23 protein-coding genes and 6 tRNA genes are annotated in these 25,129 nt (G+C 60.6%); 15 read left to right on the forward strand and 14 right to left on the reverse strand.

What is annotated here, in order from left to right; genetic code table 11:
* Window positions 1-139: 139 nt before the first annotated feature.
* The 3 genes from FJQ55_RS09090 (at window position 140) to FJQ55_RS09100 (ending at window position 2,741) form a co-directional block, all read left to right on the forward strand.
* Window positions 140-224, forward strand: a tRNA-Leu gene (locus FJQ55_RS09090).
* A 180-nt stretch (window positions 225-404) separates the two neighbouring features.
* Window positions 405-1,880: a trigger factor gene (gene tig / locus FJQ55_RS09095; RefSeq protein ID WP_140827332.1), complete on the forward strand. Its 1,476-nt coding sequence runs from the start codon at window positions 405-407 to the stop codon at window positions 1,878-1,880.
* Between the two features lie 111 nt (window positions 1,881-1,991).
* On the forward strand, window positions 1,992-2,741 hold the full coding sequence (locus FJQ55_RS09100; RefSeq protein WP_140827334.1) for an MBL fold metallo-hydrolase: 750 nt from the start codon (window positions 1,992-1,994) through the stop codon (window positions 2,739-2,741).
* A gap of 20 nt (window positions 2,742-2,761) precedes the next feature.
* On the opposite strand, the gene FJQ55_RS09105 is transcribed toward FJQ55_RS09100, so the two are convergent.
* From FJQ55_RS09105 to FJQ55_RS09135, 7 genes are all read right to left on the reverse strand, one after another.
* Entirely contained in the window at window positions 2,762-3,781 is a 1,020-nt protein-coding gene (locus tag FJQ55_RS09105; RefSeq protein ID WP_140827336.1) for an LLM class flavin-dependent oxidoreductase, read from the reverse strand.
* 119 nt (window positions 3,782-3,900) lie between these two features.
* Entirely contained in the window at window positions 3,901-5,106 is a 1,206-nt protein-coding gene (locus tag FJQ55_RS09110; RefSeq protein ID WP_140827338.1) for an MFS transporter, read from the reverse strand.
* A 148-nt stretch (window positions 5,107-5,254) separates the two neighbouring features.
* A complete protein-coding gene (sthA, locus tag FJQ55_RS09115; RefSeq protein ID WP_140829175.1) occupies window positions 5,255-6,679 on the reverse strand; it encodes a Si-specific NAD(P)(+) transhydrogenase in 1,425 nt (474 codons plus the stop codon).
* A 155-nt stretch (window positions 6,680-6,834) separates the two neighbouring features.
* On the reverse strand, window positions 6,835-7,701 hold the full coding sequence (gene radC, locus FJQ55_RS09120; RefSeq protein WP_246085057.1) for a RadC family protein: 867 nt from the start codon (window positions 7,699-7,701) through the stop codon (window positions 6,835-6,837).
* Between the two features lie 117 nt (window positions 7,702-7,818).
* Window positions 7,819-8,643 carry a type I methionyl aminopeptidase gene (gene map / locus FJQ55_RS09125; RefSeq protein ID WP_140827340.1) on the reverse strand — a complete coding sequence of 275 codons (825 nt, stop codon included), beginning with the start codon at window positions 8,641-8,643 and terminating at the stop codon, window positions 7,819-7,821.
* A gap of 40 nt (window positions 8,644-8,683) precedes the next feature.
* Entirely contained in the window at window positions 8,684-9,403 is a 720-nt protein-coding gene (sfsA, locus tag FJQ55_RS09130) for a DNA/RNA nuclease SfsA (protein ID WP_140827341.1), read from the reverse strand.
* Between the two features lie 19 nt (window positions 9,404-9,422).
* Window positions 9,423-11,252 (reverse strand): PHA/PHB synthase family protein, encoded by a 1,830-nt coding sequence (locus FJQ55_RS09135; protein ID WP_140827343.1) that lies wholly within the window; start codon window positions 11,250-11,252, stop codon window positions 9,423-9,425.
* Window positions 11,253-11,414: 162 nt separating this feature from the next.
* On the opposite strand from FJQ55_RS09135, the gene FJQ55_RS09140 reads away from it, so the two are divergent.
* From FJQ55_RS09140 to recJ, 4 genes are all read left to right on the forward strand, one after another.
* A complete protein-coding gene (locus FJQ55_RS09140) occupies window positions 11,415-11,819 on the forward strand; it encodes an SHOCT domain-containing protein (protein WP_140827344.1) in 405 nt (134 codons plus the stop codon).
* A gap of 227 nt (window positions 11,820-12,046) precedes the next feature.
* Complete coding sequence (locus FJQ55_RS09145; protein ID WP_140827345.1) at window positions 12,047-13,264, forward strand: LL-diaminopimelate aminotransferase; 1,218 nt, start codon at window positions 12,047-12,049, stop codon at window positions 13,262-13,264.
* 62 nt (window positions 13,265-13,326) lie between these two features.
* Window positions 13,327-14,646, forward strand: coding sequence for a homoserine dehydrogenase (locus FJQ55_RS09150; protein ID WP_140827348.1), 1,320 nt, complete (start codon window positions 13,327-13,329; stop codon window positions 14,644-14,646).
* A 238-nt stretch (window positions 14,647-14,884) separates the two neighbouring features.
* Window positions 14,885-16,690, forward strand: a complete 1,806-nt coding sequence (gene recJ / locus FJQ55_RS09155; RefSeq protein ID WP_140827351.1) for a single-stranded-DNA-specific exonuclease RecJ — start codon at window positions 14,885-14,887, stop codon at window positions 16,688-16,690.
* A gap of 37 nt (window positions 16,691-16,727) precedes the next feature.
* On the opposite strand, the gene FJQ55_RS09160 is transcribed toward recJ, so the two are convergent.
* From FJQ55_RS09160 to gloA, 5 genes are all read right to left on the reverse strand, one after another.
* Window positions 16,728-16,802, reverse strand: a tRNA-Glu gene (locus FJQ55_RS09160).
* Between the two features lie 180 nt (window positions 16,803-16,982).
* Window positions 16,983-17,057, reverse strand: a tRNA-Glu gene (locus FJQ55_RS09165).
* Between the two features lie 167 nt (window positions 17,058-17,224).
* A tRNA-Glu gene (locus FJQ55_RS09170) sits at window positions 17,225-17,299 on the reverse strand.
* Window positions 17,300-17,463: 164 nt separating this feature from the next.
* Window positions 17,464-18,429, reverse strand: a complete 966-nt coding sequence (locus FJQ55_RS09175) for a hypothetical protein (RefSeq protein ID WP_140827353.1) — start codon at window positions 18,427-18,429, stop codon at window positions 17,464-17,466.
* Between the two features lie 108 nt (window positions 18,430-18,537).
* Window positions 18,538-18,978 (reverse strand): lactoylglutathione lyase, encoded by a 441-nt coding sequence (gloA, locus tag FJQ55_RS09180; protein WP_246085058.1) that lies wholly within the window; start codon window positions 18,976-18,978, stop codon window positions 18,538-18,540.
* A 184-nt stretch (window positions 18,979-19,162) separates the two neighbouring features.
* Here gloA and FJQ55_RS09185 point away from each other — a divergent pair, with 184 nt between their 5' ends.
* The 8 genes from FJQ55_RS09185 (at window position 19,163) to FJQ55_RS09220 (ending at window position 23,101) form a co-directional block, all read left to right on the forward strand.
* Window positions 19,163-19,741 (forward strand): cold-shock protein, encoded by a 579-nt coding sequence (locus tag FJQ55_RS09185; protein ID WP_140827356.1) that lies wholly within the window; start codon window positions 19,163-19,165, stop codon window positions 19,739-19,741.
* Between the two features lie 4 nt (window positions 19,742-19,745).
* Window positions 19,746-20,234, forward strand: a complete 489-nt coding sequence (locus FJQ55_RS09190) for a DUF192 domain-containing protein (RefSeq protein ID WP_140827357.1) — start codon at window positions 19,746-19,748, stop codon at window positions 20,232-20,234.
* Between the two features lie 93 nt (window positions 20,235-20,327).
* Window positions 20,328-20,404: transfer RNA gene (locus FJQ55_RS09195), tRNA-Pro, on the forward strand.
* An 86-nt stretch (window positions 20,405-20,490) separates the two neighbouring features.
* Window positions 20,491-20,796 carry an ETC complex I subunit gene (locus FJQ55_RS09200; RefSeq protein WP_140827359.1) on the forward strand — a complete coding sequence of 102 codons (306 nt, stop codon included), beginning with the start codon at window positions 20,491-20,493 and terminating at the stop codon, window positions 20,794-20,796.
* 24 nt (window positions 20,797-20,820) lie between these two features.
* A tRNA-Arg gene (locus tag FJQ55_RS09205) sits at window positions 20,821-20,897 on the forward strand.
* 190 nt (window positions 20,898-21,087) lie between these two features.
* Window positions 21,088-21,534 carry a GNAT family N-acetyltransferase gene (locus FJQ55_RS09210; protein ID WP_246085059.1) on the forward strand — a complete coding sequence of 149 codons (447 nt, stop codon included), beginning with the start codon at window positions 21,088-21,090 and terminating at the stop codon, window positions 21,532-21,534.
* Window positions 21,535-21,898: 364 nt separating this feature from the next.
* The gene (locus tag FJQ55_RS09215; RefSeq protein ID WP_140827360.1) at window positions 21,899-22,198 is read left to right on the forward strand and encodes a hypothetical protein; all 300 of its coding nucleotides are present in this window, start codon (window positions 21,899-21,901) and stop codon (window positions 22,196-22,198) included.
* A gap of 177 nt (window positions 22,199-22,375) precedes the next feature.
* The gene (locus tag FJQ55_RS09220) at window positions 22,376-23,101 is read left to right on the forward strand and encodes a thermonuclease family protein (RefSeq protein ID WP_140827361.1); all 726 of its coding nucleotides are present in this window, start codon (window positions 22,376-22,378) and stop codon (window positions 23,099-23,101) included.
* Between the two features lie 83 nt (window positions 23,102-23,184).
* Here the strand turns inward: FJQ55_RS09220 and FJQ55_RS09225 are convergent, their stop codons facing one another.
* Both FJQ55_RS09225 and FJQ55_RS09230 read right to left on the reverse strand, forming a co-directional pair.
* A complete protein-coding gene (locus FJQ55_RS09225; protein WP_140827362.1) occupies window positions 23,185-23,958 on the reverse strand; it encodes an amino acid ABC transporter ATP-binding protein in 774 nt (257 codons plus the stop codon).
* 16 nt (window positions 23,959-23,974) lie between these two features.
* Complete coding sequence (locus FJQ55_RS09230; RefSeq protein WP_140827364.1) at window positions 23,975-25,129, reverse strand: amino acid ABC transporter permease; 1,155 nt, start codon at window positions 25,127-25,129, stop codon at window positions 23,975-23,977.

A 25,129-nucleotide genomic window follows, 5' to 3' on the forward strand; every position in this document is an offset into this window, starting at 1 on the left:
GATCGCGCTGCAATGCCTGTGGAACCGGCTTTGGCCGCCCCGCGACCCTGTCATTTTTCCTTTGCGTGGGCAAAAACGGGTGTTATAGAGACGCGCGCTCCGGAGGGGCCATGCGCGAACGCAGCATGCGCTTTTGGACGCGGGTATGGTGAAATTGGTAGACACGCCAGATTTAGGTTCTGGTGCCGCAAGGCGTGGGAGTTCAAGTCTCTCTACCCGCACCAGCTTAGCCGCGCGGGATGGATATGAGACGCAAATATTGTGGCTCTGACCATCCGGCGCCGTTTTGCTTGGCAGAATGTTTGATTGCGACGCAGCCACGTCCGGATAAATGAATTCCGGCGTCGTGCTCAGTGAAACCACCGGCTGCCCGAGCACGGCCGCCACGACATGAAGGTAAGAACATGCAGGTTATCGAAACGCTCGCTGAAGGGCTGAAGCGCGAAATCAAGGTCGTGATCCCGGCCAAGGACATGGAACAGCAGATGAACGAGCGTCTGGCTGATGTGAAGGACAAGGTCCGGATCAACGGCTTCCGCCCGGGCAAGGTGCCGGTCTCGCACGTCAAGAAGATGTACGGCAAGTCGATCATGGCTGAACTCGTCAACGAGATCATCCGCGACCGCCCGAGCGCGATCCTGTCGGAGCGCGGCGAAAAGTCGGCGACCCAGCCGGAAATCGCCATGACCGAGGACGAAGCCGAAGCCGAGAAGATCCTGAACGCCCAGGCCGACCTCGAATTCACGCTCTCCTACGAGATCATCCCCGCGATCGAACTGAAGTCGGTTGACGGCATCAAGGTCACCCGCGAAGTGGTCGAGATCTCGGAAGACGAGATCAACGAGCAGATCCTCAAGATCGCCGAAAGCGCCCGCACCTTCGAGACCAAGAAGGGCAAGGCCGCCGATGGCGACCGCGTCACCATGGATTACCTCGGCAAGGTCGATGGCGTTCCCTTCGACGGTGGCAAGGACGAAGACGCAGAGCTGGTCATCGGCTCGAACCGCTTCATCCCGGGCTTCGAGGAGCAGCTGGTCGGCTTGAAGGCTGGCGACGAAAAGGTCATCACCGTGACCTTCCCGGCTGAATATCCGGCTGCCAACCTCGCCGGCAAGGAAGCCACCTTCGACATCACCGTGAAGGAAGTGGCAGCTCCGGCTGCGACCGAAATCAACGACGACCTCGCGACCAAGCTCGGCGTCGAATCGGTCGAGAAGCTGAAGGAAATCGTTCGCGGCCAGATCGAAAGCCAATACGGCAACGTAACCCGCCAGAAGATCAAGCGTCAGATCCTCGACCAGCTCGACGCGATCTACAAGTTCGAAGCCCCGTCGAAGCTGATCGACGCCGAGTTCGACAACATCTGGCGCCAGATCAACACCGATCTCGCCCAGTCCGGCAAGACCTTCGCTGACGAAGACACGACGGAAGAAGCAGCTCGCGAAGAATACCGCACGCTCGCCGAGCGCCGCGTTCGCCTCGGCCTCGTTCTCTCCGAAATCGGCGAAAAGGCCGGCATCGAAGTGACCGACGAGGAAATGCAGCGTTCGCTCTTCGCACAGCTGCAGCAGTTCCCGGGCCAGGAAAAGGAAATCCTGGAATTCTTCCGCAAGACGCCTGGTGCCGCCGCTTCGCTGCGCGCTCCGATCTTCGAAGAAAAGGTCATCGACAAGCTGCTGGCTGACGTCACCGTCACCGACAAGACCGTGACCAAGGAAGAGCTGCTCGCTGAAGACGCCGAGGAAGGCGACAAGCCGAAGAAGGCCGCTTCGAAGAAGAAGGCCGCTGCCAAGGTTGACGACGCTGCCGAAGGCGAAGAAGCCGCTCCGAAGAAGAAGGCAGCTGCGAAGAAGAAGGCCGCCGAAGGCGACGCCGAGTAATCTTCGTGCTTTGATGCAATTCAGGAAAAGCCGTCCCTTGCGGGCGGCTTTTTCGCATTCTGGCGGCGGGGAATGCAAACGTCGTTACCTTTTGGGAAAGGATGATAGGGGATGCAGATCCAGCTCATTCGAAGTGCGACCCTCATTGTCCAGATGGCCGATACACGCCTGCTGATCGACCCTTGGTTGGCTGGGAAGGGGAAGGGCCGTAGCTATTCCGGTCGCGTGCAATCGCCCTTGGTGGGCCTGTCACTGCCTGTCGCAGACATCCTCGAGGGTGTCGACGCGGTATTGGTCTCCCACCTGCATTCCGACCATTTCGACGAGGTGGCACAGAGGGTGATCCCGAGGGGCATGCCGATTCTCTGCCATGGTCGCGATGCGGATGCGATCAGGGCCATGGGCTTTGAGCAAGTGCTGGAGGTGGGCGAGGGAATTGACTTCGGGCAAGTTCATGTCCGCACGACGGACGGTCAGCACGGTCCACCCGAGGTCCTTGGTGACATGGGCGAGGTGAGCGGCTTCCTGCTCTCAGCCCTCGATGAACCGCTGCTCTACTGGGCCGGCGACACGATCCTCTGTCCACCGGTCGAGGCGGTACTCGAACGCGAGCGTCCGGCCGTGGTCGTGGTGCATGGCTGCGGTGCGCAGTGGGACGGCAAGGGGCCACTGGTCATGGACGGTGATATGGTGCTTGAAACAGCCCGAATGGCGACCGGTGCAACGGTTGTCGTGACCCATCTGGACGCCGTCGACCATGCGACAGTATCGCGTGCCGACATCAGGCGCCTGACTGCGGCCGGCGCGCGAAGCGCCGACCGTCTGCTCATTCCCGAAGACGGCGAGATCCTCAAGTTCTGACCCGGACGCTGTGGTAATTCTCAGCGCCAGCCGAGGGCTGGTGCGACATGGGTTAGGATCGCTTCGATCACATGCGCATTGTAGGCGACGCCAAGCTGGTTCGGCACAGTGAGGAGCAGCGTGTCAGCTTCGGCGATTGCCTCGTCGCGCTTCAGTTCTTCAATCAGCCTGTCGGGTTCGGCGGCATAGGAACGGCCGAAGATCGCGCGCGTGTTCTCGTCGATGAAGCCGATCGAATCTTGGTCCTTGCTTTGGCCAAAATAGGCGCGGTCCATGTCATTGACGATGGCAAAGATCGAGCGGCTGACGGAAACGCGCGGCGTACGGCTGTGACCCGCGTCCTTCCAGGCTTCGCGATAGGCGCGGATCTGCTTGGCCTGCTGCACATGGAAGGCCTCGCCCGTCTCGTCATCCTTGAGCGTCGAGCTCTGTAGGTTCATGCCCTGCTGCGCTGCCCAGACAGCCGTCGCGTTCGAGCCTGATCCCCACCAGATTCGCTCGCGCAGACCTTCCGAATGCGGCTCCAGACGCAACAGGCCCGGCGGGTTGGGGAACATCGGACGTGGATTGGGCTTGGCAAATCCCTCGCCCTTCAGCACGTCGAGGAACACTTCGGCATGGCGGCGTCCCATGTCGGCATCGCTCTGGCCTTCTTCCGGCTGATAACCGAAATAGCGCCAGCCTTCGATCACCTGCTCCGGAGAGCCGCGGGAGATGCCCAGCTGTAGCCGACCGCGGGAGATGAGGTCGGCGGCTCCCGCATCTTCGGCCATGTACAGCGGGTTTTCGTAGCGCATATCAATGACGCCTGTCCCGATCTCGATCTTCGTGGTGCGTGCGCCGATGGCGGCGAGCAACGGAAAGGGCGATGCGAGCTGGCGAGCGAAGTGGTGGACGCGGAAATAGGCACCGTCAGCGCCAAGTTCTTCGGCAGCGACGGCAAGATCGATCGACTGCAGCAGTGTATCCTGCGCCGAGCGTGTGCCCGATTGTGGTGAGGGCGACCAATGGCCGAAGGAGAGGAAGCCGATTTTTTTCATGATGATCAAGCCTGCGTAAACGAGAGTTGCACCCTAGATGGCATCGACCTGCGCCGTGCCATAGGGCCGGCTGGGTGACAGACTGTTTCATCGGCAGAGACGACATTTCGGACGAACGATCAGGCGATCCTGGCGACGCGCCGTTCCACCGACAGCAGGCCAACCACACCAAGAACCGCCAGGATCAGCCCAAGCCAGGCGGTGCCCGAATAGCCGAGAAAATACGACCCGATCGCAAAGGCCGCCGCGTTGAGCCCGTTTCCGAGAAACGAGTTGATCGGTAGGAAAGCGGTGCCGAGGCCTGGCCGTCCGGGAAACAGATCCTGGAAATAATTGAGCGGTATCGCGAGCAGAGCTGCGGCGAATGCCGCCGCCGGCAGCGCCAGCGCATAGATATGCCAGGGCGCTGCTGCGAAGCTGAGTGCGACCATGTAGCCGCCATAGCCGAGCGCTGCTGTGACGATGATGCGGATAATGCTGAGGCGCTTGAGAAGATGCGCCCACATCAACATGAATGGGATCTCGGTCAGCGCCGTCATACCCGCGATCAGGCCGACATCGGCGGTCTTGCCGCCGAGCTTCAGGGTCAGGATCAGCGGCCAGATCGTACTACTCAGGCGCAGCGTCGAGGTGATCGCCGCGATCGAGAACATGCGAATGAGCATATCGGGCGCGGCGAGTTCTTTGAGAGCAGCGAAAAAGCCGGGCGCTTTGGTGTCCCGCACTGGCCGGCTGCCGTTGGGCTTCAACGCGAAAAGGGCACAGATGAGAATGAAGAGGCAGAACAGCGACGCAAGCCCCCAGGCGCCGATCATGCTGCCCGATGCGCCTAGCGCCAGACCGAGCCCCGCAGGTGTCAGCACCCAGGCCGCAGAGACGATGGCGCGCAAGGTGGCGTTGATGGCAGCGGCATCGCCCTGGTCAAGGTCGCCGGTTTCCAGCCGCGCGCTGGCAAACAGCAGCGAACTCGTGGCGTAAAAGAACGGCACAACGAGGGAGGTGGCGCCGAGAAAGACCGGGATGGACGGGAAGAAATAGATCGCGCCGTAACCGACGACTCCCAGTGCCGACATCGCGATCAGCATGTGTCGCCGATTGCCCAGCATGTCCGAGAGAATGCCGAGCGAGACGCTGATGGTGACGGCGGAGACCGACGACACGAGTACCAGCAGCGAATAGGACTGGTCGCTCATCCCCAGACTGCCGATTGCCGTCACCGACAGATAAGGGACCGTTGCCCCGAAGGCCGAACCTTGGGCGAAGATCATCAGAGAGAGGATGAGCAGTTGTGGGCGACCGGCAATCTGGCCGAAGGATGAAAACATGAAAAGGTCTCTGCTGCGGTAGCAGCCAACGTGGCCGAGGACGGCGGATTGAAGGGCGCAACCTTGGCACGAGTCGCGCCGCGCGTCAGCCGTTGCAGGAGGTCTGCAAGGGAGACTTCTGCGCTAAGACAGATCTGCAGCCACAGGTTTATTCGGCCGCCTTGCGATCGATCTTCTCCACCTTCAATTCACCCATCCGGTTCCAGGCGTCGAGCCCGGCGATCTTGTAGGCTTCCGCAAGGGTCGGGTAGTTGAAGGTGTTCTCGACGAAATATTCCACCGTGCCCTTGAGGTTGAGCACAGCCTGGCCGATATGCACGAGTTCGGTCGCCCCTTCACCGACGATGTGGACGCCCAGCAGGCGGCGCGTCTTGTGCGAAAAGATCATCTTCAGCATGCCGCTGTCGAGGCCCATGATATGGCCGCGTGAGGTCTCGCGGAAATGCGCGATCCCAGTTTCATAGGAAATGCCACGCTGGATGACTTCCTCTTCGGTGAGGCCGCAGGTGGAGATTTCAGGTACGGCATAGATGCCATAGGGAAAGAATTGCGGCGGTTCGTGCGCTGGTGCACCGACCGCATGGCGGGCGGCGATGCGGCCCTGTTCCATCGAGGTTGAGGCAAGCGAAGGAAAACCAACGACGTCACCAGCCGCGTAGATATGCGGCACCGCCGTCTGGAAGGTTTCGGGATTGACCTTGAGGCGTCCGCGATTGTCCGCTTCGAGCCCGATGGCCGGCAGATTCAGCGTGTCGATGGCGCCGACCCGGCCGGCGGCATAGAGGACCATTTCGGCCATCAGTACGCGACCGTTCTTCAATGTGACTCGACACTTGCCGTCGACCTTTTCTACGGTTTGCACCGTCTGTCCGAAGATCAGCTTCATGTTGCGGTCACGCAGCTGGTAGGTGAAGTCTTCGACAATTTCCTTGTCGATAAAGTCGAGCATGGTGTCACGCGGCTCGACCACGGTCACGGCGGTGTCCAGCGCCGAGAAAATTGTCGCATATTCGATGCCGATGACGCCGGCGCCGATGACGATCATCGATCTCGGAAGATCCTTGATCTCAAGGATTTCATCGCTGTCGAGCACATGGGCGCCGTCGAAGGGGATATGGCTTGGCCGGAAGGGGCGAGTTCCCACGGCAAGCAGAACCGACTGCGCTTGCACATGCAGGATTTCGCCGTCATCTTTCGTCACTTCAATGGTATGCGGATCGAGGAATCGCGCGGTACCGCGCAACTGAGTCACGCGATTGCGCGAAAATTGATGTTCGAGGACCTCGACTTCATGATCGAGCGTGATCAGCAGCCGGCGCCGAAGATCCTCCGCCTTGATTTCCTGCTTCACACGATAGCTGCGGCCGTAGAAACCACGCTCACGCCAGCCTGTCAGGTTTAGCGCCGTCTCGCGCAGGGTCTTCGAGGGGATCGTGCCGGTATGCACGGACACGCCGCCGACGCGCGTTCCCTTCTCGATCACGAGAACCTTTTTTTCCAGCTTTGCCGCCTGGATCGCGGCCCGGCGGCCGGCTGGTCCGCTGCCAATCACGACGAGGTCATACTGGTTCATGGGGGTGCCTTCGATTCGCCAGAAGTAATGCTGCGGTGCAATGTCGCTCACAAAGCATATCAGGGCAATCTAACCGTTTCATTATCGCCGCAGCGACAATGCCCGGATTTGCATTTTTCTTCGGAACCCGAGGCGGTCCTGAGAGGCGTGCCGGATCAGATCAGCCGAAGCCCACGGAAACTGGCATGGCCGTCCTTGCCGATGATGATGTGATCGTGAACGGTGATGCCGAGTGGCTTAGCGGTATCGACGATCGTACGGGTCATTTCGATGTCTGCCCTTGATGGTGTCGGATCCCCGCTCGGGTGGTTGTGCACGAGGATGATCGCGGTTGCCGAGAGTTCCAGCGCACGTTTCACCACTTCACGTGGATAGACGGGGGTGTGGTCGATCGTCCCACGTCCCTGGATCTCGTCGGCGATCAGCACATTGCGCTTGTCGAGGAAGAGGATTCGAAACTGCTCGGTCGTCTCATAGGCCATGGCGGCGTGGCAGTAGTCGATCACTGACGACCAGGACGAGAGCACCTGCTTTTCGCGCAATTCGCTTTTCAGCATGCGCTGCGCGACACTGGCAATCAGCTTCAGGTCGAGCGCCACGCTTTCGCCGATGCCTTTGACCTCCTGCAAGAGGGAAGGAGGCGCGCCGAGAACGCCGCCGAGCGTGCCGAAGCGGGCGATGAGCGCCTTGGCGATCGGTTTTGTGTCGCGCCGCGGGATCAGCCGGAAGAGCAGCAGTTCGAGGATTTCGTAATCGGCAAGGGCCGTCTCGCCACCGTCACGGAAACGGTTCCGCAGCCGCTCGCGATGGCCGAGGTAATGCGCTTCCGGTTGCAGCGCTGCTCGCGTGGAGGCAGCCTTTGCCAGGTTGCTTTCGCGAGCCGGCTGTTCCGCAAAGAAGCTGCGTTCATCGACGGCGTCGCCCGAAAGCACGCCATCCGGCCCGAAAAGATCGCCTGGTTGTTGGATCGCCGCACCGTCGCCCCGCAACGGTATGTCTGAGAACGGAAGCTTGCTCGTCATGCCACCCCAATCCTGACCGTCATGGTCGAGCGGCACGCGGTCGCGCGGATATAGTGACACGACTGCTGCCGCGCGCAAGTTCAAGTTGCGACGACGTGTGGCGGCGACTTCGGCTGGTCAGCCCAGACCGGGGCGATCAAGACCGGCAGGCGACAGCGTGAAGATCTCGCAGCCGGTGGCGGTGACGCCAACAGTGTGTTCGTACTGAGCGGTGAGCGACCGGTCGCGAGTGACCGCCGTCCAGCCATCGGAGAGCACCTTCACATGCGGCTTCCCAAGATTGATCATCGGCTCGATGGTGAAGATCATGCCTTCGCGCATCTCCGGGCCTTCGTCGGCCTTGCCATAATGCAGGATGTTCGGGCTATCGTGGAACAATCGACCGACGCCATGGCCGCAAAAGTCGCGCACCACCGAGCAACGCTCGGCTTCGGCATAGGTCTGGATGGCTTCGCCGATGGCACCGGTGCGCGCGCCTGGGCGGACGGCGCCGATGCCGCGCATGAGGCACTCATACGTCACTTCCATCAACCGTTCCGCCGCCCGCTTGATCTGGCCGACCGGATACATGCGGCTCGAATCGCCATGCCACCCGCCGAGCAGGAAGGTCACGTCGATATTGACGATATCACCGTCGCGTAGCGGCTTGTCGTCGGGCATGCCGTGGCAAACCACGTGATTGATCGAGGTGCAGACGGAATATTTATAGCCACGATAATTCAACGTAGCGGGCAGGGCGCCATGGTCGGCCCCGAATTCGAAGACGAAGCGATCGATTGCGGCCGTCGTGACGCCGGGCTTCACCATCGGCACCAGTGCGTCGAGACAACGCGCTGTCAACTGGCAGGCGCGGCGCATGCCCTCGAAGGCTTCGGCATCATAGAGCCGGATGGCGCCGGTGTTTTTAAGGGGCGCCGTGGCCGCGTCGATATAGGTGACCATGAAGTCGCTTTCGAACTGTCTAATCTGGGGGCTTGGCCGTTCATAATCCACCAAGACCCGCTTCGTCTATCGGGATCAGCCTTTCGGGGGCAATTTCACTGGGATTGAGCCTGCAGCAGACGGCATAGGCTTCGACGCCCCGGGCAATGGCGCGGCTGAAGGCGCGGCCATAACCGGGGTCGAGATCGCTGCAGATCTTCAGGCGCGTGCAGTCGTTTCGTTGAACGACGAACAGCATGGCGGCCCGATACCCGGTCTCCACCAAATCGCCCATCTCGTCGAGGTGCTTGGCGCCGCGTGTCGTGACGCTGTCGGGAAATTCGGCAAGACCTGACGTCCGGGTGAAATGCACGTTCTTCACCTCGACATGGACGCTGCCCTTTGTCGGATCTTCCAGAAGGATGTCGATGCGGGAATTGCGACCGTAACGCTGTTCGCGCTTGAGGACCGTGAAATCGGCAAGGGCAGGGACTAGACCGGCCAGTATAGCTTCTTCAGCCAGCCGGTTGGGCACGGCGGTGTTGACCCCGACAATCGTGCCATCGGCCTCGATCAGTTCAAACGCGTGCGCGTATTTGCGGTTCGGCGCATCATGCTCTGACAGCCAGATCCGCGATCCGGGGGTGGTCAGGCCCCGCATCGAGCCGGTATTGGGGCAAAATCCGGTGATGGCGCGACCGTCATCGAGCACGGCATCGAACAGGAATCGTTTGTAACGGCGGACGAGCGTGGCTGGCACCAGCGGCGGATCGAATTTCACGGAGATATCTGCCGACGGCTTACACGCGGACAAGCACGTTGCGACCGGGTGCATCGGCTATGGCGTTTAGCGCATCGCCGCCGGGTTTACGGGCCTGAACACGCGCATTATCCAGGCTTTCGATCCACCTCTGCCAATGCGGCCACCACGAGCCCGGCGTTTCCTTGGCCGTTCCCACCCAATCCTCATAGTTTCCGACCGCCGGTCCGTTCGTCCAGTACTGGTACTTGGTCTTGTCGGGGGGATTGACGACACCGGCAATATGACCCGAGCCGGACAGGACGAACTCGACCGGACCGCCGAACAGCGAGCTGCCGACGAAGACCGACTTTGCCGGGGCAATGTGGTCCTCGCGGGTGGCGAGATTGTAGATCGGGATGGTGATGTCCTTGAGCGACAGCCGCTTTCCGCCAAGCTCCATTTTCCCCTGGCTGAGTGTGTTGTTGAGATAGCAGTTGCGCAGGTAGAAGGAGTGGTTGGCGGCTGCCATCCGCGTCGAATCGGAATTCCAGTAGAGCAGGTCGAACGGCGTCGGATCCTGGCCCTTCAGGTAGTTGTTGACGAAGTAAGGCCAGATCAACTCGGAGGCGCGCAGCATGTTGAAAGCCGCCGCCATTTTCGATCCGTCGAGATAACCCGTCTCCTGCATCCGCTCTTCGAGGCTGTGCAACTGCTCTTCGTCGACGAAGACCTTGAGGTCACCCGCATAGGTGAAGTCCACCTGCGTGGTGAACAGCGTTGCGCTTGCGATCCGCTCGCGCTTCTCCTGCGCATGCAGCGCCAGGGCCGCCGCAAGCAGGGTGCCGCCGACGCAGTAGCCGATGGCATTGACCTGTTTCTCGCCCGTCGCCTTTTCGACCGTGTCGAGCGCGAAATCGACGCCCTCGCGGATATAGGCTTCCCAGTCCTTCTTGGCGTGCCGCTCGTCCGGGTTGACCCAGGAGATGACGAAGACCGTCTGTCCCTGATCGACACACCACTTGATGAAGCTCTTCTGCGGGTTGAGGTCGAGGATATAGAATTTGTTGATCCAGGGCGGGCAGATCAGGAGAGGGCGCTTCAGCACCGTTTCGGTCGTCGCCTCATACTGGATGACTTCGCAGACGTCGCTCTGGGCGATCACCTTGCCGGGTGTAATCGCCATGTTCTCACCGACGGCAAATTTGCTGGTGTCGGTCTGGCGGATGCGCAGGTCGCCGCCGCCGGCCGCAATGTCTTCGGCAAACATCTGCATGCCTTTGACAAGATTGGCACCGCTCGTCGCAACTGTTTCGCGGTAGAGCTGCGGGTTGGTGGCGACGAAATTGGCGGGAGACAGCGCTGCCGTGATCTGCCGCATGTAGAAATTCGCCTTGTGGCGAGTGTGTTCATCGAGGCCACCCGCTTCACTCACCATTTTCTCGGCCCATTGCGATAGGACCAGATAAGTCTGGCGCAGAAAATCGAAGAAGGGATTGCGCTGCCAGTCCTCGTCGGAAAACCGCTTGTCCTTAGGCAGCGGATCCTCGATCGGCTGGTCCGGTTCGACGAATCGCGCCATCGATCGGCTCCAGACCCCGAACACCGCATTGAGCAGATGCGTCTGCGCTTCCAAGGTCCGCTTCGGGTCCGACATCCAGTATTCCGCGACCTTACCCATGGTCTTCACCAGCTCCGCCATCGGCTCCGCAGCGGGATCGGGCAGTTCGCCGGCCCGGGGCTCCAGCCAGACCGTTGCCGCCTTGCCGAGATTTTCCAGCGCTTTGGCCGCGTTGACGGCAAGGGCCTGGGGATCCTTGATGATGTAAGGCTCGATCATCTTCGGATCGAATGCGGCGCCGCCACCGGTCTCGTCCCGCACTCTGTCCATGGCGTCCTCCCGGGGATTGTCCTGGCGTCTTTTGTGTTTGCCTATCCTGCATGAAAACGACTACAAGTTCCAGCGATTGGCGCATAGTCTTTCGCAGGTGACCGATCGCTGCGCCCTTGCAGATTGTCAATTTGACCGCGTGAAGAGCGGAATATCGAGGCCATGGTGGAGAGCTTACGCATTATTTTCGGTCGCAGCGGCCAGGCCGCCCTGGTTAGTCTCGTCGCACTCGGCGCCGGTGCCGGCTGCCAGTCGGCGCCTGCGTCGACGACCGTTCCGACAGCAACTGCACTCGAAGTCACCGTTGAGGATGCCGACCAGCCTAAGGCCGCCACGCCGCATCCCACCTATGCGGACGGTTATCCGAGTTTCGCCGGATCGCTGAACGCGGCCAATGTCCAGATGACGAACGAGGAGGCGCAGGCGCTGCAGTTTCGCCTGACGGCGCTGAGCAAGGCGCGTAAGGCCGGAACGATCTCGGAAGCCGAGTATCAGGCAAAGCTTGCGGAACTGCGCAAGCTGGCGGCCGAGCACGGTGCCGATACCCAGGCGCTGATTGCCAAATAGCACTTGCGTTTGAGCGGGATTTTCCGCAAAGCAGCCAGGGCGTTGCAGCGTGTTTTTTTGGTCCGAGCCCGGTTTGGAACCAGAATTGCGACAAGATTTGCTGTCAGCGCTTCGGTTGGGATACCATCACCCGTCTCCGGTTTTGCGGTTCGTTGCGGAGCGTGTGTTCACTGGGAAAACGAGCGCGCCTGCCGCGGAACAGACCCGCGCGGTTTCAGGGGTTGAAGATGGAAGAGTTTCACAAAGTCCGGCGCTTGCCGCCCTACGTTTTCGAACAGGTCAACCGTTTGAAGGCGAGCGCGCGAGCGGGTGGGGCCGACATCATCGACCTCGGCATGGGCAATCCGGATCTTCCGACCCCGCAAGCGATCGTCGACAAGCTCTGCGAAGTGGTTCAGGACCCACGCACCCATCGTTATTCTTCTTCCAAGGGCATTCCGGGCCTCCGCCGCGCGCAAGCCGCCTATTACGCCCGCCGCTTCAACGTGAAGCTTAATCCGGACACGCAGGTGGTCGCCACCCTCGGCTCCAAGGAAGGCTTCGCTAACATGGCGCAGGCGATTACCGCGCCTGGCGACGTCATCCTGTGCCCAAACCCGACCTATCCGATCCACGCCTTCGGCTTCCTGATGACCGGCGGTGTCATCCGCTCGATTACCGTCGAGCCGGACGAAACCTTCTTCCCGCCGCTTGAGCGGGCGGTGCGGCACTCGATCCCGAAGCCGCTGGCGCTAATCCTCAACTATCCGTCGAACCCGACGGCGATGGTCGCAACGCTCGATTTCTACAAGGACGTGATCGCGTTCGCCAAAAAACACGACATCATTGTGCTGTCGGACCTCGCCTATTCCGAGATCTATTTTGACGGCAATCCGCCGCCGTCCGTTCTCGAAGTGCCGGGCGCCATGGACTGCACCGTCGAATTCACCTCGATGTCGAAGACCTTCTCAATGCCCGGCTGGCGCATGGGTTTTGCCGTCGGCAATGAGCGGCTGATTTCGGCGCTGACGCGCGTGAAGTCCTACCTCGACTACGGTGCCTTCACGCCGATCCAGGTCGCAGCGACCCACGCGCTGAATGGCGACGGTTCCGACATTGCGGAAGTCCGCAACGTTTACCATCGCCGCCGCGACGTTATGGTTGAAAGCTTCGGCAAGGCCGGCTTCGAAGTGCCACCGCCGGCAGCGACAATGTTCGCCTGGGCCAAGATCCCAGAGAAGTTCCGCCATCTCGGTTCCCTGGAATTCTCCAAGCTGCTGGTCGAGAAGGCCGACGTCGCCGTGGCGCCGGGCATCGGCTTTGGCGAAATGGGCGACGAATATGTTCGTCTCGCCCTCGTCGAGAACGAGCACCGCATTCGTCAGGCCGCCCGCAACATCAAGAAGTTCCTGTCGACGGCCGACGAGACCATGCACAATGTGATTTCGCTCAACGCCCACCGTTGAGCTTGCGGGCAGCGCGCTCGACGCCGCCCTTTATATCTCCCTTATGACGTCAGGAATGCCCCATGGCTGATGCCCTCAAAATCGGCGTAGCGGGACTGGGTACCGTCGGTGCCTCGCTCGTCCGGATCCTCCAGCAACGGGCCAATGCGCTCACGGTCGCCTGCGGCCGTCCGATCCGTGTCACGGCAGTGTCGGCCCGTGACGCATCGAAGGACCGTGGCATCCTGCTTGACGGCATCACCTGGTATGCCGACCCGGTCGATATGGCTGAGAAGGCGGACGTCGACGTCTTCGTTGAACTGATCGGGGGCGCCGAGGGCGCCGCTGAACTCTCCGTCCGGGAGGCTCTTTCGCGCGGCCTGCACGTCGTCACCGCCAACAAGGCGCTGCTGTCTCGTCACGGCGTGGAACTGGCGAGGATTGCCGAAGAGAAGAGCCGGCTGCTCAACTACGAAGCCGCCGTCGCCGGCGGAATCCCGGTCATCAAGACGTTGCGCGAATCGCTGACTGGCAACAATTTCACCCGGATCTACGGGATCATGAACGGCACCTGCAATTACATCCTCACCCGGATGGAGCGGGAAGGGCTGTCCTTCGCCGATTGCCTCAAGGAAGCCCAGCGGCTGGGTTATGCCGAAGCCGACCCGAGCTTCGACATCGAAGGCAACGACACGGCCCACAAGCTGTCGATCCTGACGACTCTCGCCTTCGGCTGCGAGATCTCGGCCGACAAGATCTATCTGGAAGGCATCACCAATATCTCGATCGAGGACATCCATGCGGCGGCCGACCTCGGCTACCGCATCAAGCTTCTCGGCGTAGCCCAGAAGACCGAGAGCGGCATCGAGCAGCGCGTCCATCCGACCATGGTGCCGCTCGATAGCGTGATTGCTCAGGTCGACGGCGTCACCAATGCTGTGGCGCTTGAATCTGATATCCTCGGCGAGTTGCTGATGGTCGGCCCCGGCGCTGGTGGTAACGCGACGGCATCGGCGGTGCTCGGTGACATCACCGATATCGCCAAGAGCCGTCCCGGCGCTCAGGACGTGCCGGTTCTTGGCCGCCCCGCGCACCTGCTTGAGCCTTATCGCCAGGCCGAGATGCAAAGCCACGAAGGTGGCTACTTCATCCGGCTGACCGTGCAGGACCGCACCGGCGTCTTCGCCAGCATCGCGACCCGCATGGCCGAGAACGCGATCTCACTGGAATCGATCGTACAGCACGCCAAGGAGCCGGTAACACCTGGGCGCCCCCAGACGATCATCCTCGTGACCCATGCCACCATGGAAAGTGCCGTGCGCAAGGCGGTCGGCGCCATCAAGGGTGAGGGCTATCTGGTTGGCGAACCGCAGGTGATCCGCATCGAGCGGCCGAAGGGTTGATGAGAATCGTGGCCGGAGGAGGCCTGGCGTTCTTCGCCCTCGCGGGGGGTGCCCAGCGCTTGTCCGTGCGCTGATCCACAGGGTGGGCGGTTTTCGGTCCGTGCGCCTGTAGCCTCAAGGGCATTCTCGGGTTAGGGATAAGGCGGAGTCGTGAGCGATAGGCTTCGCCGGGAGCCCGACAGTATGCGGCATGAACGGTGCATCTCGTAACGCGCGCCAGGCCCATCAGAGAGCAGGCATGTCCAACGAACCCGTCGATCCTGTCATCCGGTCCTTCCTGAGCGTCGACCAGTCGGCCAGTGGCCAGCGCTGGATGTCCCGTGCGGACCAGGCGGGCCTCAACAGGGCCCTGGCCATCAGCCAGGTGCACGGTATTTCGGAACTCGTGGCCCGCGTGCTGGCAGGCCGCGGAGTAGGCGTGGATGATGCGCCGGCCTTTCTCGATCCCACCATCCGTAACCTCATGCCCGATCCGTCTACGTTGACCGATTGCGAAAAAGCGGCAGAGCGTATCGCAGAAGCCGTGAATGCCAAGGATCGGGTGGCAATCTTCGGCGACTACGATGTCGATGGTGCGGCTTCCTCAGCCCTTATGTTCCGCTTTCTGCGCCATTTCGGCGTCGAAGCGGAAATCTACATTCCGGATCGCATCTTTGAAGGTTATGGCCCGAACGCGGCGGCCATCGACCAGTTGATCGAGCGGGGCGCCAATCTGTTAATTACGGTGGACTGTGGTTCGACCAGCGTCGAGGCACTGGGGGCTGCCGAGCGGCGCGGTGTTGATGTCGTCGTCATCGACCACCACCAGATGGGCCATGAAATGCCGGTTTGCCATGCCCTGGTTAATCCGAATCGCGAGGACGATCTGTCGGGGCAGGGGCATCTCTGCGCCGCAGGGGTCGTTTTCATGGTGCTGGTCGCCACGCTCAGACGCCTGCGCGAGGCTGGCCATCCCTTTGCTCGCTCGCTTGACCTTCTGGCCTGGCTCGATCTCGTGGCGCTGGCGACGGTTTGTGACGTGGTGCCGTTGAAGGGTTTGAATCGCGCTTATGTGACCAAGGGCCTGATCGCCGCCCGCCACCAGAACAATGCGGGCTTGGCAGCTTTGCTGAAAGTCGCCGGCATCGGCGGGCCCGTCACGCCCTATCACTTCGGCTTTCTCGTCGGCCCCCGGATCAATGCCGGTGGCCGAATCGGGGATGCGGCGCTTGGCAGCCGACTGCTTACGCTTGATGACCCCGCTGAGGCCGACCAGATCGCCGCGAAGCTCGACGAGCTCAACCGAGAGCGTCAGGCAATGGAAGCGATTATGCTGGCCGAAGCAGAGGCCGAAGCGCTGGCCGAATACGGCACGGGCGAGACGGCGGGCGTCATCGTCACGGCCAAGGAGGGTTGGCATCCGGGAATCGTCGGCCTTTTGGCTGCACGCCTGAAGGAGCGCTTCAAACGCCCGGCCTTCGCCATCGCCTTCGACCCCATGGGCAAGGGCACCGGCTCTGGGCGCTCGATCAACGGCTTCGATCTGGGGCGCATGGTCCGCGCTGCCGTCGATAACGGGATTCTGGCTAAAGGTGGGGGCCACGCCATGGCGGCCGGGCTGACTGTTGAGCGCGGCAATCTCGGTCGTCTGCGCAGCTTCTTCGATGAGCAGGCCACGGCCCAGGTTTCGGCGCTTGCGGCAAACCAGACGCTGAAGATCGACGGCGCCATCGGCGCATCGGGCGCCACCCTGGCGCTGGTCGATCAACTCGAATTGGCGGGACCCTACGGCTCCGGCCACCCGCAACCAGTCTTTGCCGTGCCACTGCATCGTCTGAAGGATGTCCGTCCCGTTGGCACCACGCATATCAAGGTGACGCTCGAAGGCATGGATGGTTCGCGCCTTGAAGGGATCGCCTTTCGCGCGGCAGACACCGATCTTGGCCACTTCCTGATGAACAGCCGTGGCAACCAGATCCACGTCGCCGGAACGCTGAGCGCCGACCACTGGCAGGGCAACAGGCGCGTGCAGTTTCGCATCCTCGACGCCGCAAAGGCACCGTGACGGTCAGCAGAGATTTCGATGTTTTGGAAGATCGAAGTGGCACGCCCTAGGGGAGTCGAACCCCTCTTCCCAGAATGAAAATCTGGTGTCCTAACCGATAGACGAAGGGCGCGTGCGCTTCGATGGCGCCCTTATGGCTGGAACTTTCACGAAGTGCAAGGGCTTTCCATCGCGCTTCGGCGATTTTTTCCACAGGCATGAAACAGGTTGTGGAAGCTAAGAAATTCCAGCCAAGCCAAGGCTTTAGCCGGTGTTGGCGTCAATGGTTATAGCTGCCTTTGAGAAGTCGAAGTGGCACGCCCTAGGGGAGTCGAACCCCTCTTCCCAGAATGAAAATCTGGTGTCCTAACCGATAGACGAAGGGCGCGTGCGCTTCGGTGGCGCCCTTATAGTCAGGGGGATTTTGGTCCGCAAGCGGAAATTTGCAATCTGGCCACACAAAATTATAAACGCCGGTCGCGACGGAAAACAGCGAACAAAGCTGGCAATTATGCCGGTTCGACAACGGTTTAGCGATGATGTGGGAGATCGAAGTGGCACGCCCTAGGGGAGTCGAACCCCTCTTCCCAGAATGAAAATCTGGTGTCCTAACCGATAGACGAAGGGCGCCTGCGCTTCGTGGCGCTCTTATAGTCAGACCGTGGAAAGACCGCAAGCCGGACAGCGCGGTTTTTTGCAGAAAAATGACAGCCCGCCATGGCCGCCACCTCTGCGCGAACGTCCGCTTGCAAAACAAAGACTTAGGCGATGTTCTTGCACTTTGATCCAGCGCCTCAGGGGACCTGTGTCTTTGCTTTTGAGCCACCTTTCAACAGCTCGGAAAGCGATGGCAGCCACTTCTTCTTCTTCGCCGTCGCCAAATCCGTGGCGTCTGGCGCTGCGGCTGCAACCGTGTCACCGTCCGCCGGCGACTCGGGCACGGCTCCCATGGCCGCCAGTTGCGCCGGCGTCAGTTGAACGCGGCTTGGTACGGCGGCCGTACCCGCATCAACCGGCGCAAGTTGCCCTGTCGGTTCCCTGAGCGCGAGCATCTTTCGCTTCGGGCGTGGGTCTGAAAGCTTGTGCAGGACGGGTGGTCCGTTATCCGGTTCGACGACCGGAACGACTGCCGAGGCGGCCACTGGTTCCGGAGCAGCCAAGGCTTGCTGCTGCTCGGCGGACGGGCTGAACAGGCTCTTGCTCATCGCATTGACGCCGAGTGTTGGCATGTTTCCGGGAACGAGGCTCGTCACAGGCTCTGCCGCGCTCGCCACCGTTTGCGGCTGTGGCTGACTGGCCCGAGGCACGGCCTCGATGGAAACATCACTGGCCGGTTGAGACCGTCCGGCAGAAAACAGACTGTTCTTGCCGGACTGGACGGTGGTCGGCTCCAGAGCGCCAAGATCCTGCGAAGGGGCCTTTTGCCCGGAAGCTGCCTGCTGCTGCAGGGCTAGGACTTCCGGCGGCGGTTCGGCAATATCGGTATAGGCAGCGGCAAGCGGGACCGGCTTGCGCTTTAGACGGCCAGGGCCCTCGGCGAGCGGAAGCGCGCTGTCTGCCGCAGCGATGCGCTGGGCGCCGGTCGTGACCTGGGGGTCGACGTAACCCGGTTTGGCCGAAGGCGCTGTTTGGGGCGCCGATTCCAGAGCGCCGGTCGCGAGAATGTCCCCGGCACTGGTCTGGCAGGAGCCGAGCATCAGCCCGCTGAGGATCGCGAGTGTTCGAAGGCCCGTGCTGCTGCGAATGAAGGTGTCTGTCATGATCGGCTCCGTTGTCCGTCTCACAAGGGAGGACAGGGAAAGCGTCGCATGGTGGCGACGCTTTCGTTTCGGAGCCCGTTCTAGAGCCGCAAACTTGCGCGAGGCGGTTTACCAGGCGCCGGTGTTCGGCATGGAGACCCAAGGCTCGGCCGGTGCGAGATCGGCGCCCTTCTGCAGGATCTCGATGGAGATCCCGTCCGGCGAGCGCACAAACGCCATGTGGCCGTCACGCGGTGGACGATTGATGGTGACGCCGTTGTCCATCAGCTTCTGGCAGATGGCATAGATATCGTCGACCTCGTAGGCGAGATGGCCGAAATTCCGCCCGCCGGTATAGTCTTCCGTGTCCCAGTTATAGGTCAGCTCCAGGCAGGGAGACATCGTCCCCTTGGCCTGGTCGTGATCGCCATCCGCGACCAGGAAGACCAGAGTGAAGCGGCCTTTCTCGTTTTCGTAGCGACGGATTTCCTTAAGCCCGAACAGCTCGCAATAAAAGTGCAGCGAAGCATCGAGGTCCTTCACCCGGACCATGGTGTGTAGATAACGCATAGATTTACCCTCCTGTGAGGCCATGGATATGGAACAAGCACCAGTCTCGGGCAAGGCTGCTCCTGCAAAGCAGTTGGGTATAGACAAAACTAGGGCTTGCGCAGATCCGTTGACGAAATGTTAATCTGACTCTCAAGAATCAGTTGACTGAGCAATGTGACGCGTTTTCGAGGGGCTTGGGGAAATGGCGGACAGGATTTCATCGAAGGGGCTCGATGGTTTCGAGGAACTGTCCAGCGAAGCCGTCGATTTGATTGAAATCACCGGCGTCGTCAAATGGTTCGATGTGGCGAAGGGCTTCGGCTTCATCGTTCCGGATAACGGCATGCAGGACGTTCTTCTGCACGTGACCTGCTTGCGGCGCGACGGATATCAGACAATTCTCGAAGGCACGCGCATTGTCGCGCTGATCCAGAAGCGTGATCGCGGCTACCAGGCCTTCCGCATCCTTTCCATGGATCAGTCTACCGCCATTCATCCCTCGCAGATGCCGCCAATGCGCACCCATGTCCAGGTGACGCCGACCAGCGGGCTCGAGCGGGCTCTCGTCAAATGGTTCAACCGCACCAAGGGATTCGGCTTCCTGACTCGCGGCGAGGGTACGGAGGATATCTTTGTCCATATGGAGACCTTGCGGCGCTTCGGCTTGACCGAACTGCGCCCCGGGCAGACGGTCCTGGTCCGCTTCGGACCGGGCGACAAGGGCCTGATGGCCGCCGAAATTCATCCGGACAATCCGGGTCCTGCGGCAAGGGCGCACTGAACCGATGCGCAGTTTTTTCCAGACCATGACAAGCGCCTTCGTGGCGCTTTTCGTCTTTTTCACTCTAGTTCTGCCGGCGCAGGCCGAGATCTCCTTCGAGAAGGGCAGCCTTACCCTTGTGACAACGGCGGGGCAGCGTGTCGACTTCCACGTTGAATGGGCGCTCACCGCCGAACAGCGTGCCCGGGGGTTGATGGAGCGCGAATCGCTTGCCGACGACGCGGGCATGCTCTTCGATTTTGGCGAGACGCGGATGGTTACAATGTGGATGGCCAATACGCCGCTCTCGCTCGATATGGTCTTCATTGATGAAACCGGCCTTGTCGTGCGAGTGGCAGAAAAGACGACGCCCTTTTCCGAGGCGATTGTCGGCTCTGGCAAGCCGGTCCGCTACGCACTGGAGATCCGTGGCGGTCGGGCTGCAGAAGTCGGCCTAACCTCGGGCGCCCGTCTCGTCCTGCCGCTCGCGCTGCCGGCCGCCAAGGCGCCATGACTTCGATTTTCTTTACGAAATCGGTCCGGGTAAAGCGTGTTTTTGAGGTTGCGGCTGAGGGGTGAACCGTGTATTCCGGCAGCATTGCTGGAACGGAGTGTAGCGCAGCCTGGTAGCGCATCTGGTTTGGGACCAGAGGGTCGGGAGTTCGAATCTCTCCACTCCGACCAGCATTGAAATTCCCGCCTTCCCTTGGCGGTTGCGTTCCCGGCGGTGGGTTGGCTCGCCGTCTACGTTCTGGAGATGGATAGAGACCATGTCTGCGAAGATCTACCGCCCCGCAAAGACTGCCATGCAGTCAGGCAAGGCCAAGACCCATCTCTGGGTTCTGGAGTTCGACCAGTCGGCGCCGCGCAAGATCGATCCGATGATGGGCTACACGACTTCGGGCGATACACGCCAGCAGGTCAAGCTGACCTTCGAAACCCTGGAACAGGCGGAAGCCTATGCGAATCGCGAAGGCATCGAATACCGCGTGATTCTGCCCAAGGAAGCCAAGCGCCAGGCCGTATCCTATACGGACAATTTCCGTTTCAACCGTCTGCAGCCCTGGACCCATTGAGGTCCAAATCGCTGCTTTTTGCACGGTCCCTTAGCTCAGCTGGATAGAGCAAGTGCCTTCTAAGCACTAGGTCGTAGGTTCGAGCCCTACAGGGATCGCCATGCTCTTTTTGAGCTTCACAACCGAGCGGACAAACCTCAATTAATCCGGAATAGAATTCGTTGGTTGAGGCTATCTGCGCATACGCGTCTTCTTCCTTCCTGTGATAACACGCGGCCTTCGATCAGTGCTCGGTTGTACAGAAGCGCGCGAATGTAGCCACCAGGCTAAGGCAGGAGGGAAGACACGAAAATGAATAGCAACACGTCCGGTATGAATCTGATTTTAGTTCATGATGAAATTGCCTGGAAAGCTTATCACAGCATACGCCGCCACGTTCTATTCGAGCTGCGTGGTCGGGTCGACTATGACGAAACGCTTCCTGACGAGTTTAAGAGTGGACACTTTCCATTGCTGTTCAGTGTCGGAGGACGTCCCGTAGGGACAAGCCGCCTGGACATCGCGTCCGAGGAAGATGAGATGGGTACTCTCCGGCTTGTGGCCATCTTACCGGAGTATCAGAGACAAGGCATCGGGAGAGCAATGATGGATGAGGTGGAGAAATTTGCCGCTGCCAGGGGATTGAGGCAACTGAACGTAAACGCTGCTCACGATGCAGTTTCATTCTATCAAAAAATTGGCTGGCATCTCGTCGATGGAACTCGAAAAAGCCCTTTGATGACTAAAACCCTTAGCTAGGAGGCGTGCGTCGAAGCTGCCGGTCAACTCGATTGCATGAGTTCCAGCACCAAACGCCCAAGCTATTCTCCGCCTGGATGTACAGTTTTCAGACTACATTCCGCCCGGACTTGAGGTTCATTCCGAGCGCGCGCGGCCGACAGCACGTTTTTCGCAATCAAGTCAACGAATCTGATTCCGCCTGAATGTGAAGCTGGTCAGCTCTCGTTTGTCCATTTTTGTCAGCAAACAATCCCTACCTGGTCCAAGTCCTTCCTGCAGGCGTGCCCATCTAGGTTCGAGGATTTCCGTAATGGAACAGGAACCGTAAGCGCGTTCCGAGGTTAAGTCCCTGTCAACGCATCGAACACAGGGAGTGAGAACGATGATGAAGATCCTGGCGACTGTAGCAGTCCTGTCCTTGAGCATGACGGGGGTATCGCTGGCCCAAGACACGAACGGCGGCACCGGCAATAACGGCGGCGCAGGCACCGACTCGTCCGATAGCGGCCCAACGAGCGGTGATGTAGCCGCACCGGGCGGCTCGCCCGGCGATGACGACAGCGCTGGTACGGCAAGCGGTTCCGGCAACGGTGCAAGCTCCGGCGGTGAAGCGCCGTGCCCGGCCGGCCAGAAGCCTGCTGACAACTATACCACTGCTGATCCGAAGTGCGTCGCAGAGTAATCAGTTCAGGACGTACCTGAAACGTGACCATGAGGCCGGGGGATATCCCCGGCCTTTTTGCTGTTCATTTGCCGACAAAAAATTCTGTGGTGAGCGACGGGACCCGCTCCATTTCTTCTTCGTGCCAACCTTTCGGAAACCCTTCGACGTCATGATGGCGCTTACGAGAGGTTAACCATGTCCAGTCGCACAGCCAGTTCCCGCCGCGCACCATCGAAGCGCCGCAAGTCCAACCGTTCAGCGTCCGCGGGGCAGGGCATGACGCAATGGATCTTTATTCTGGCCCTCGTGGCCGGCGGCATCGCTCTTTATGACAATCGGCAGGCCGTGGTGAGACAGGTGGCGCCTGTGCTGGCCGACGACCGGCCAGCCGCAGGGCGGGCGGAACGTAAACCTCACGCGACAACCAAAAGCGCGGCAGTGCAAACTCCGGTGGGTGTCGCCAAAGCGCCGGTTCCCCCGGCGGCTGTGGGTGCTGCAAAGACGGCGGTCCCGGACGTGAAACCTGTTGCTCTGGCGGCGGCCAATTCTGCGCTTACGGGGGAAGACTTCAAGGGACGCTTCTATTTCTGCGGAACCTCCGGCCTCGACAACTGCGTCGTCGATGGCGACACGTTCTGGTTTGCCAAGACACGGATCACCCTTGCTGACATCGCGGCACCCGCAACCGACAAGGCCGCCTGCCAGCATGAACGCGACCGTGGCTTTGCCGCCAAAGTGCGCCTCCGTGAACTCCTGAACAGCGGAAAGTTCGACATCGAGGTGTTGAAGGGGCAGCCGCTTTCGGCCGGCTCTTCCGCGATGCGGGTGGTGACCCGCGATGGCCGCTCGCTTGGTTCAATCCTCGTCTCGGAGGGACTGGCAAAACCACGCCTCGCCCCGAACCAGACCTGGTGCGGTTGAGAACAATCCATGTGCGACAGCAACAGAAGGCCCGCTGCGCAGGACGCAGCGGGCCTTTGTGTCTTAGACTGTCGTGGCTGATATCAATGCAGGATCTGGCTGAGGAAGAGCCTGGTCCGCTCGTGCTGCGGATTGTCGAAGAACTCGGCCGGCGAGTTCTGTTCGACGATCTGGCCCTGGTCCATGAAGATGACGCGGTTGGCGACCTGGCGGGCAAAGCCCATTTCATGGGTGACGCAGAGCATGGTCATGCCTTCTTCGGCCAGACCGACCATAGTGTCGAGCACTTCCTTGACCATTTCCGGGTCGAGCGCAGACGTCGGCTCGTCGAAGAGCATGATCTTCGGCTTCATGCAGAGGGCACGCGCGATCGCCACGCGCTGCTGCTGACCGCCGGATAGCTGGCCCGGATATTTGTTCGCCTGTTCCGGGATCTTGACGCGCTTGAGGAAGTGCATCGCCACTTCTTCCGCTTCCTTCTTCGGCATCTTGCGCACCCAGATCGGCGCCAGCGTGCAGTTTTCGAGGATCGTCAGATGCGGGAAGAGATTGAAGTGCTGGAACACCATGCCGACTTCCCGGCGCACTTCGTCGATCTTTTTCAGGTCGTTGGTCAGTTCCATACCATCGACGAGAATATTGCCGGACTGGTGTTCTTCCAGGCGATTGATGCAGCGGATCATCGTTGATTTGCCCGATCCCGAGGGGCCGGCGATGACGATGCGCTCGCCCTTCATCACCTTCAGATTGATATCGCGCAGCACGTGAAAATCGCCGTACCACTTGTTCATGTTGATCAATTCGACGGCGACATCGGTTGTCGAGACGGCCATCTTTGCGGCGGTGGCTTCAGCCATGTTTGTTCCCCTTGTCCTAGTGCTTGTGGCCGGTGTCGAGATGTCGTTCCATGAAAGCAGAATATCGCGACATACCGAAGCAGAAAATCCAGAATACGAAACCAGCGAAGATAAGGCCGGTCAATGGTGTTACGGGCGTGATCCAGCGGGCATCGCCGAAGCTCGCCTTCACGATGCCGAGAAGGTCATACATGTTGATGATCGACACCAGCGACGTGTCCTTGAACATGCCAATAAAGGTGTTAACGATGCCGGGGATGACGAGCTTGATCGCTTGCGGCATGATGATGAAGACCATCTTCTGTCCGTAGTTCAGGCCAAGTGAATCGGCCCCTTCGTACTGGCCTTTCGGAATGGCCTGCAGCCCACCACGAATAACCTCAGCCATATAGGCAGACGCGAAGATCGAGACACCGACCAGCGCGCGCAGGAATTTGTCGATATTGTCGCCCGGCGGCAGGAACAGCGGCAAAAGCACGCTGGCCATGAACAAAACGGTGATCAACGGCACGCCGCGCACCAGTTCGATGAAGCCGATACAGGCCGCTTTCATGATCGGCATCTGGGACCGACGGCCAAGCGCTAAGATGATGCCGAAGGGCAGCGAAACGACAATGCCCACGAAGGAGAGGATCAGGGTCACCATCAACCCGCCCCACAGCGAGGTTTCGACGTGGCTGAGACCGAAGGAGCCGCCGAGCAATAGCACATAGGCAAGGATCGGCAGGACCACCAGCAGCAGGACAGCATTGGTCCCCTTGTAGGGCACCTTCGGGATCAGCATCGGCACGAGGAAGCCAACGAAAAGAAGCGCGATCAGGATCGGCCGCCACAGCTGGTCGCGCGGGTAGGAGCCGACCATGAACTGGGTGAACCAGTCACCGACATAGGCCCAGCAGGCGCCGCTCCAGCCGTCCGGCTGGGTGCCCCCTTGGACAAGGGTGGCGCAGGCGCCCCGCCCGTCGCCGGACCAGACTGCTGAAATAAACAGCCAGTCGAAGACGGAAAGGACGAACCACAGGATGATCGCGCCGAAGACGATCGTCATCAGGCCGTCGAGCGGGGTCGCAAACAGGTTCTTGCGGATCCAGCCGAAAGCGCTCTTGTCTGAGCTCGGTGCCGGCAGCGCCGGCAGAAACTCGCGACGGAGATAGGAAATGTCTTTGCTCAT

Source organism: Rhizobium glycinendophyticum (genome assembly GCF_006443685.1).
Classification (GTDB): Bacteria; Pseudomonadota; Alphaproteobacteria; order Rhizobiales; family Rhizobiaceae; genus Allorhizobium; species Allorhizobium glycinendophyticum.

Bases quoted from the DNA above. Each gene is read 5' to 3' on its own strand.
- tig (WP_140827332.1), top strand. From the start codon at position 405: ATGCAGGTTATCGAAACGCTCGCTGAAGGGCTGAAGCGCGAAATCAAG.
- FJQ55_RS09100 (WP_140827334.1), top strand. From the start codon at position 1,992: ATGCAGATCCAGCTCATTCGAAGTGCGACCCTCATTGTCCAGATGGCC.
- FJQ55_RS09105 (WP_140827336.1), bottom strand. From the start codon at position 3,781: ATGAAAAAAATCGGCTTCCTCTCCTTCGGCCATTGGTCGCCCTCACCA.
- FJQ55_RS09110 (WP_140827338.1), bottom strand. From the start codon at position 5,106: ATGTTTTCATCCTTCGGCCAGATTGCCGGTCGCCCACAACTGCTCATC.
- sthA (WP_140829175.1), bottom strand. From the start codon at position 6,679: ATGAACCAGTATGACCTCGTCGTGATTGGCAGCGGACCAGCCGGCCGC.
- radC (WP_246085057.1), bottom strand. From the start codon at position 7,701: ATGACGAGCAAGCTTCCGTTCTCAGACATACCGTTGCGGGGCGACGGT.
- map (WP_140827340.1), bottom strand. From the start codon at position 8,643: ATGGTCACCTATATCGACGCGGCCACGGCGCCCCTTAAAAACACCGGC.
- FJQ55_RS09135 (WP_140827343.1), bottom strand. From the start codon at position 11,252: ATGGACAGAGTGCGGGACGAGACCGGTGGCGGCGCCGCATTCGATCCG.
- FJQ55_RS09140 (WP_140827344.1), top strand. From the start codon at position 11,415: ATGGTGGAGAGCTTACGCATTATTTTCGGTCGCAGCGGCCAGGCCGCC.
- FJQ55_RS09145 (WP_140827345.1), top strand. From the start codon at position 12,047: ATGGAAGAGTTTCACAAAGTCCGGCGCTTGCCGCCCTACGTTTTCGAA.
- FJQ55_RS09150 (WP_140827348.1), top strand. From the start codon at position 13,327: ATGGCTGATGCCCTCAAAATCGGCGTAGCGGGACTGGGTACCGTCGGT.
- recJ (WP_140827351.1), top strand. From the start codon at position 14,885: ATGTCCAACGAACCCGTCGATCCTGTCATCCGGTCCTTCCTGAGCGTC.
- FJQ55_RS09175 (WP_140827353.1), bottom strand. From the start codon at position 18,429: ATGACAGACACCTTCATTCGCAGCAGCACGGGCCTTCGAACACTCGCG.
- gloA (WP_246085058.1), bottom strand. From the start codon at position 18,978: ATGCGTTATCTACACACCATGGTCCGGGTGAAGGACCTCGATGCTTCG.
- FJQ55_RS09185 (WP_140827356.1), top strand. From the start codon at position 19,163: ATGGCGGACAGGATTTCATCGAAGGGGCTCGATGGTTTCGAGGAACTG.
- FJQ55_RS09190 (WP_140827357.1), top strand. From the start codon at position 19,746: ATGCGCAGTTTTTTCCAGACCATGACAAGCGCCTTCGTGGCGCTTTTC.
- FJQ55_RS09200 (WP_140827359.1), top strand. From the start codon at position 20,491: ATGTCTGCGAAGATCTACCGCCCCGCAAAGACTGCCATGCAGTCAGGC.
- FJQ55_RS09210 (WP_246085059.1), top strand. From the start codon at position 21,088: ATGAATAGCAACACGTCCGGTATGAATCTGATTTTAGTTCATGATGAA.
- FJQ55_RS09215 (WP_140827360.1), top strand. From the start codon at position 21,899: ATGATGAAGATCCTGGCGACTGTAGCAGTCCTGTCCTTGAGCATGACG.
- FJQ55_RS09220 (WP_140827361.1), top strand. From the start codon at position 22,376: ATGTCCAGTCGCACAGCCAGTTCCCGCCGCGCACCATCGAAGCGCCGC.
- FJQ55_RS09225 (WP_140827362.1), bottom strand. From the start codon at position 23,958: ATGGCTGAAGCCACCGCCGCAAAGATGGCCGTCTCGACAACCGATGTC.
- FJQ55_RS09230 (WP_140827364.1), bottom strand. From the start codon at position 25,129: ATGAGCAAAGACATTTCCTATCTCCGTCGCGAGTTTCTGCCGGCGCTG.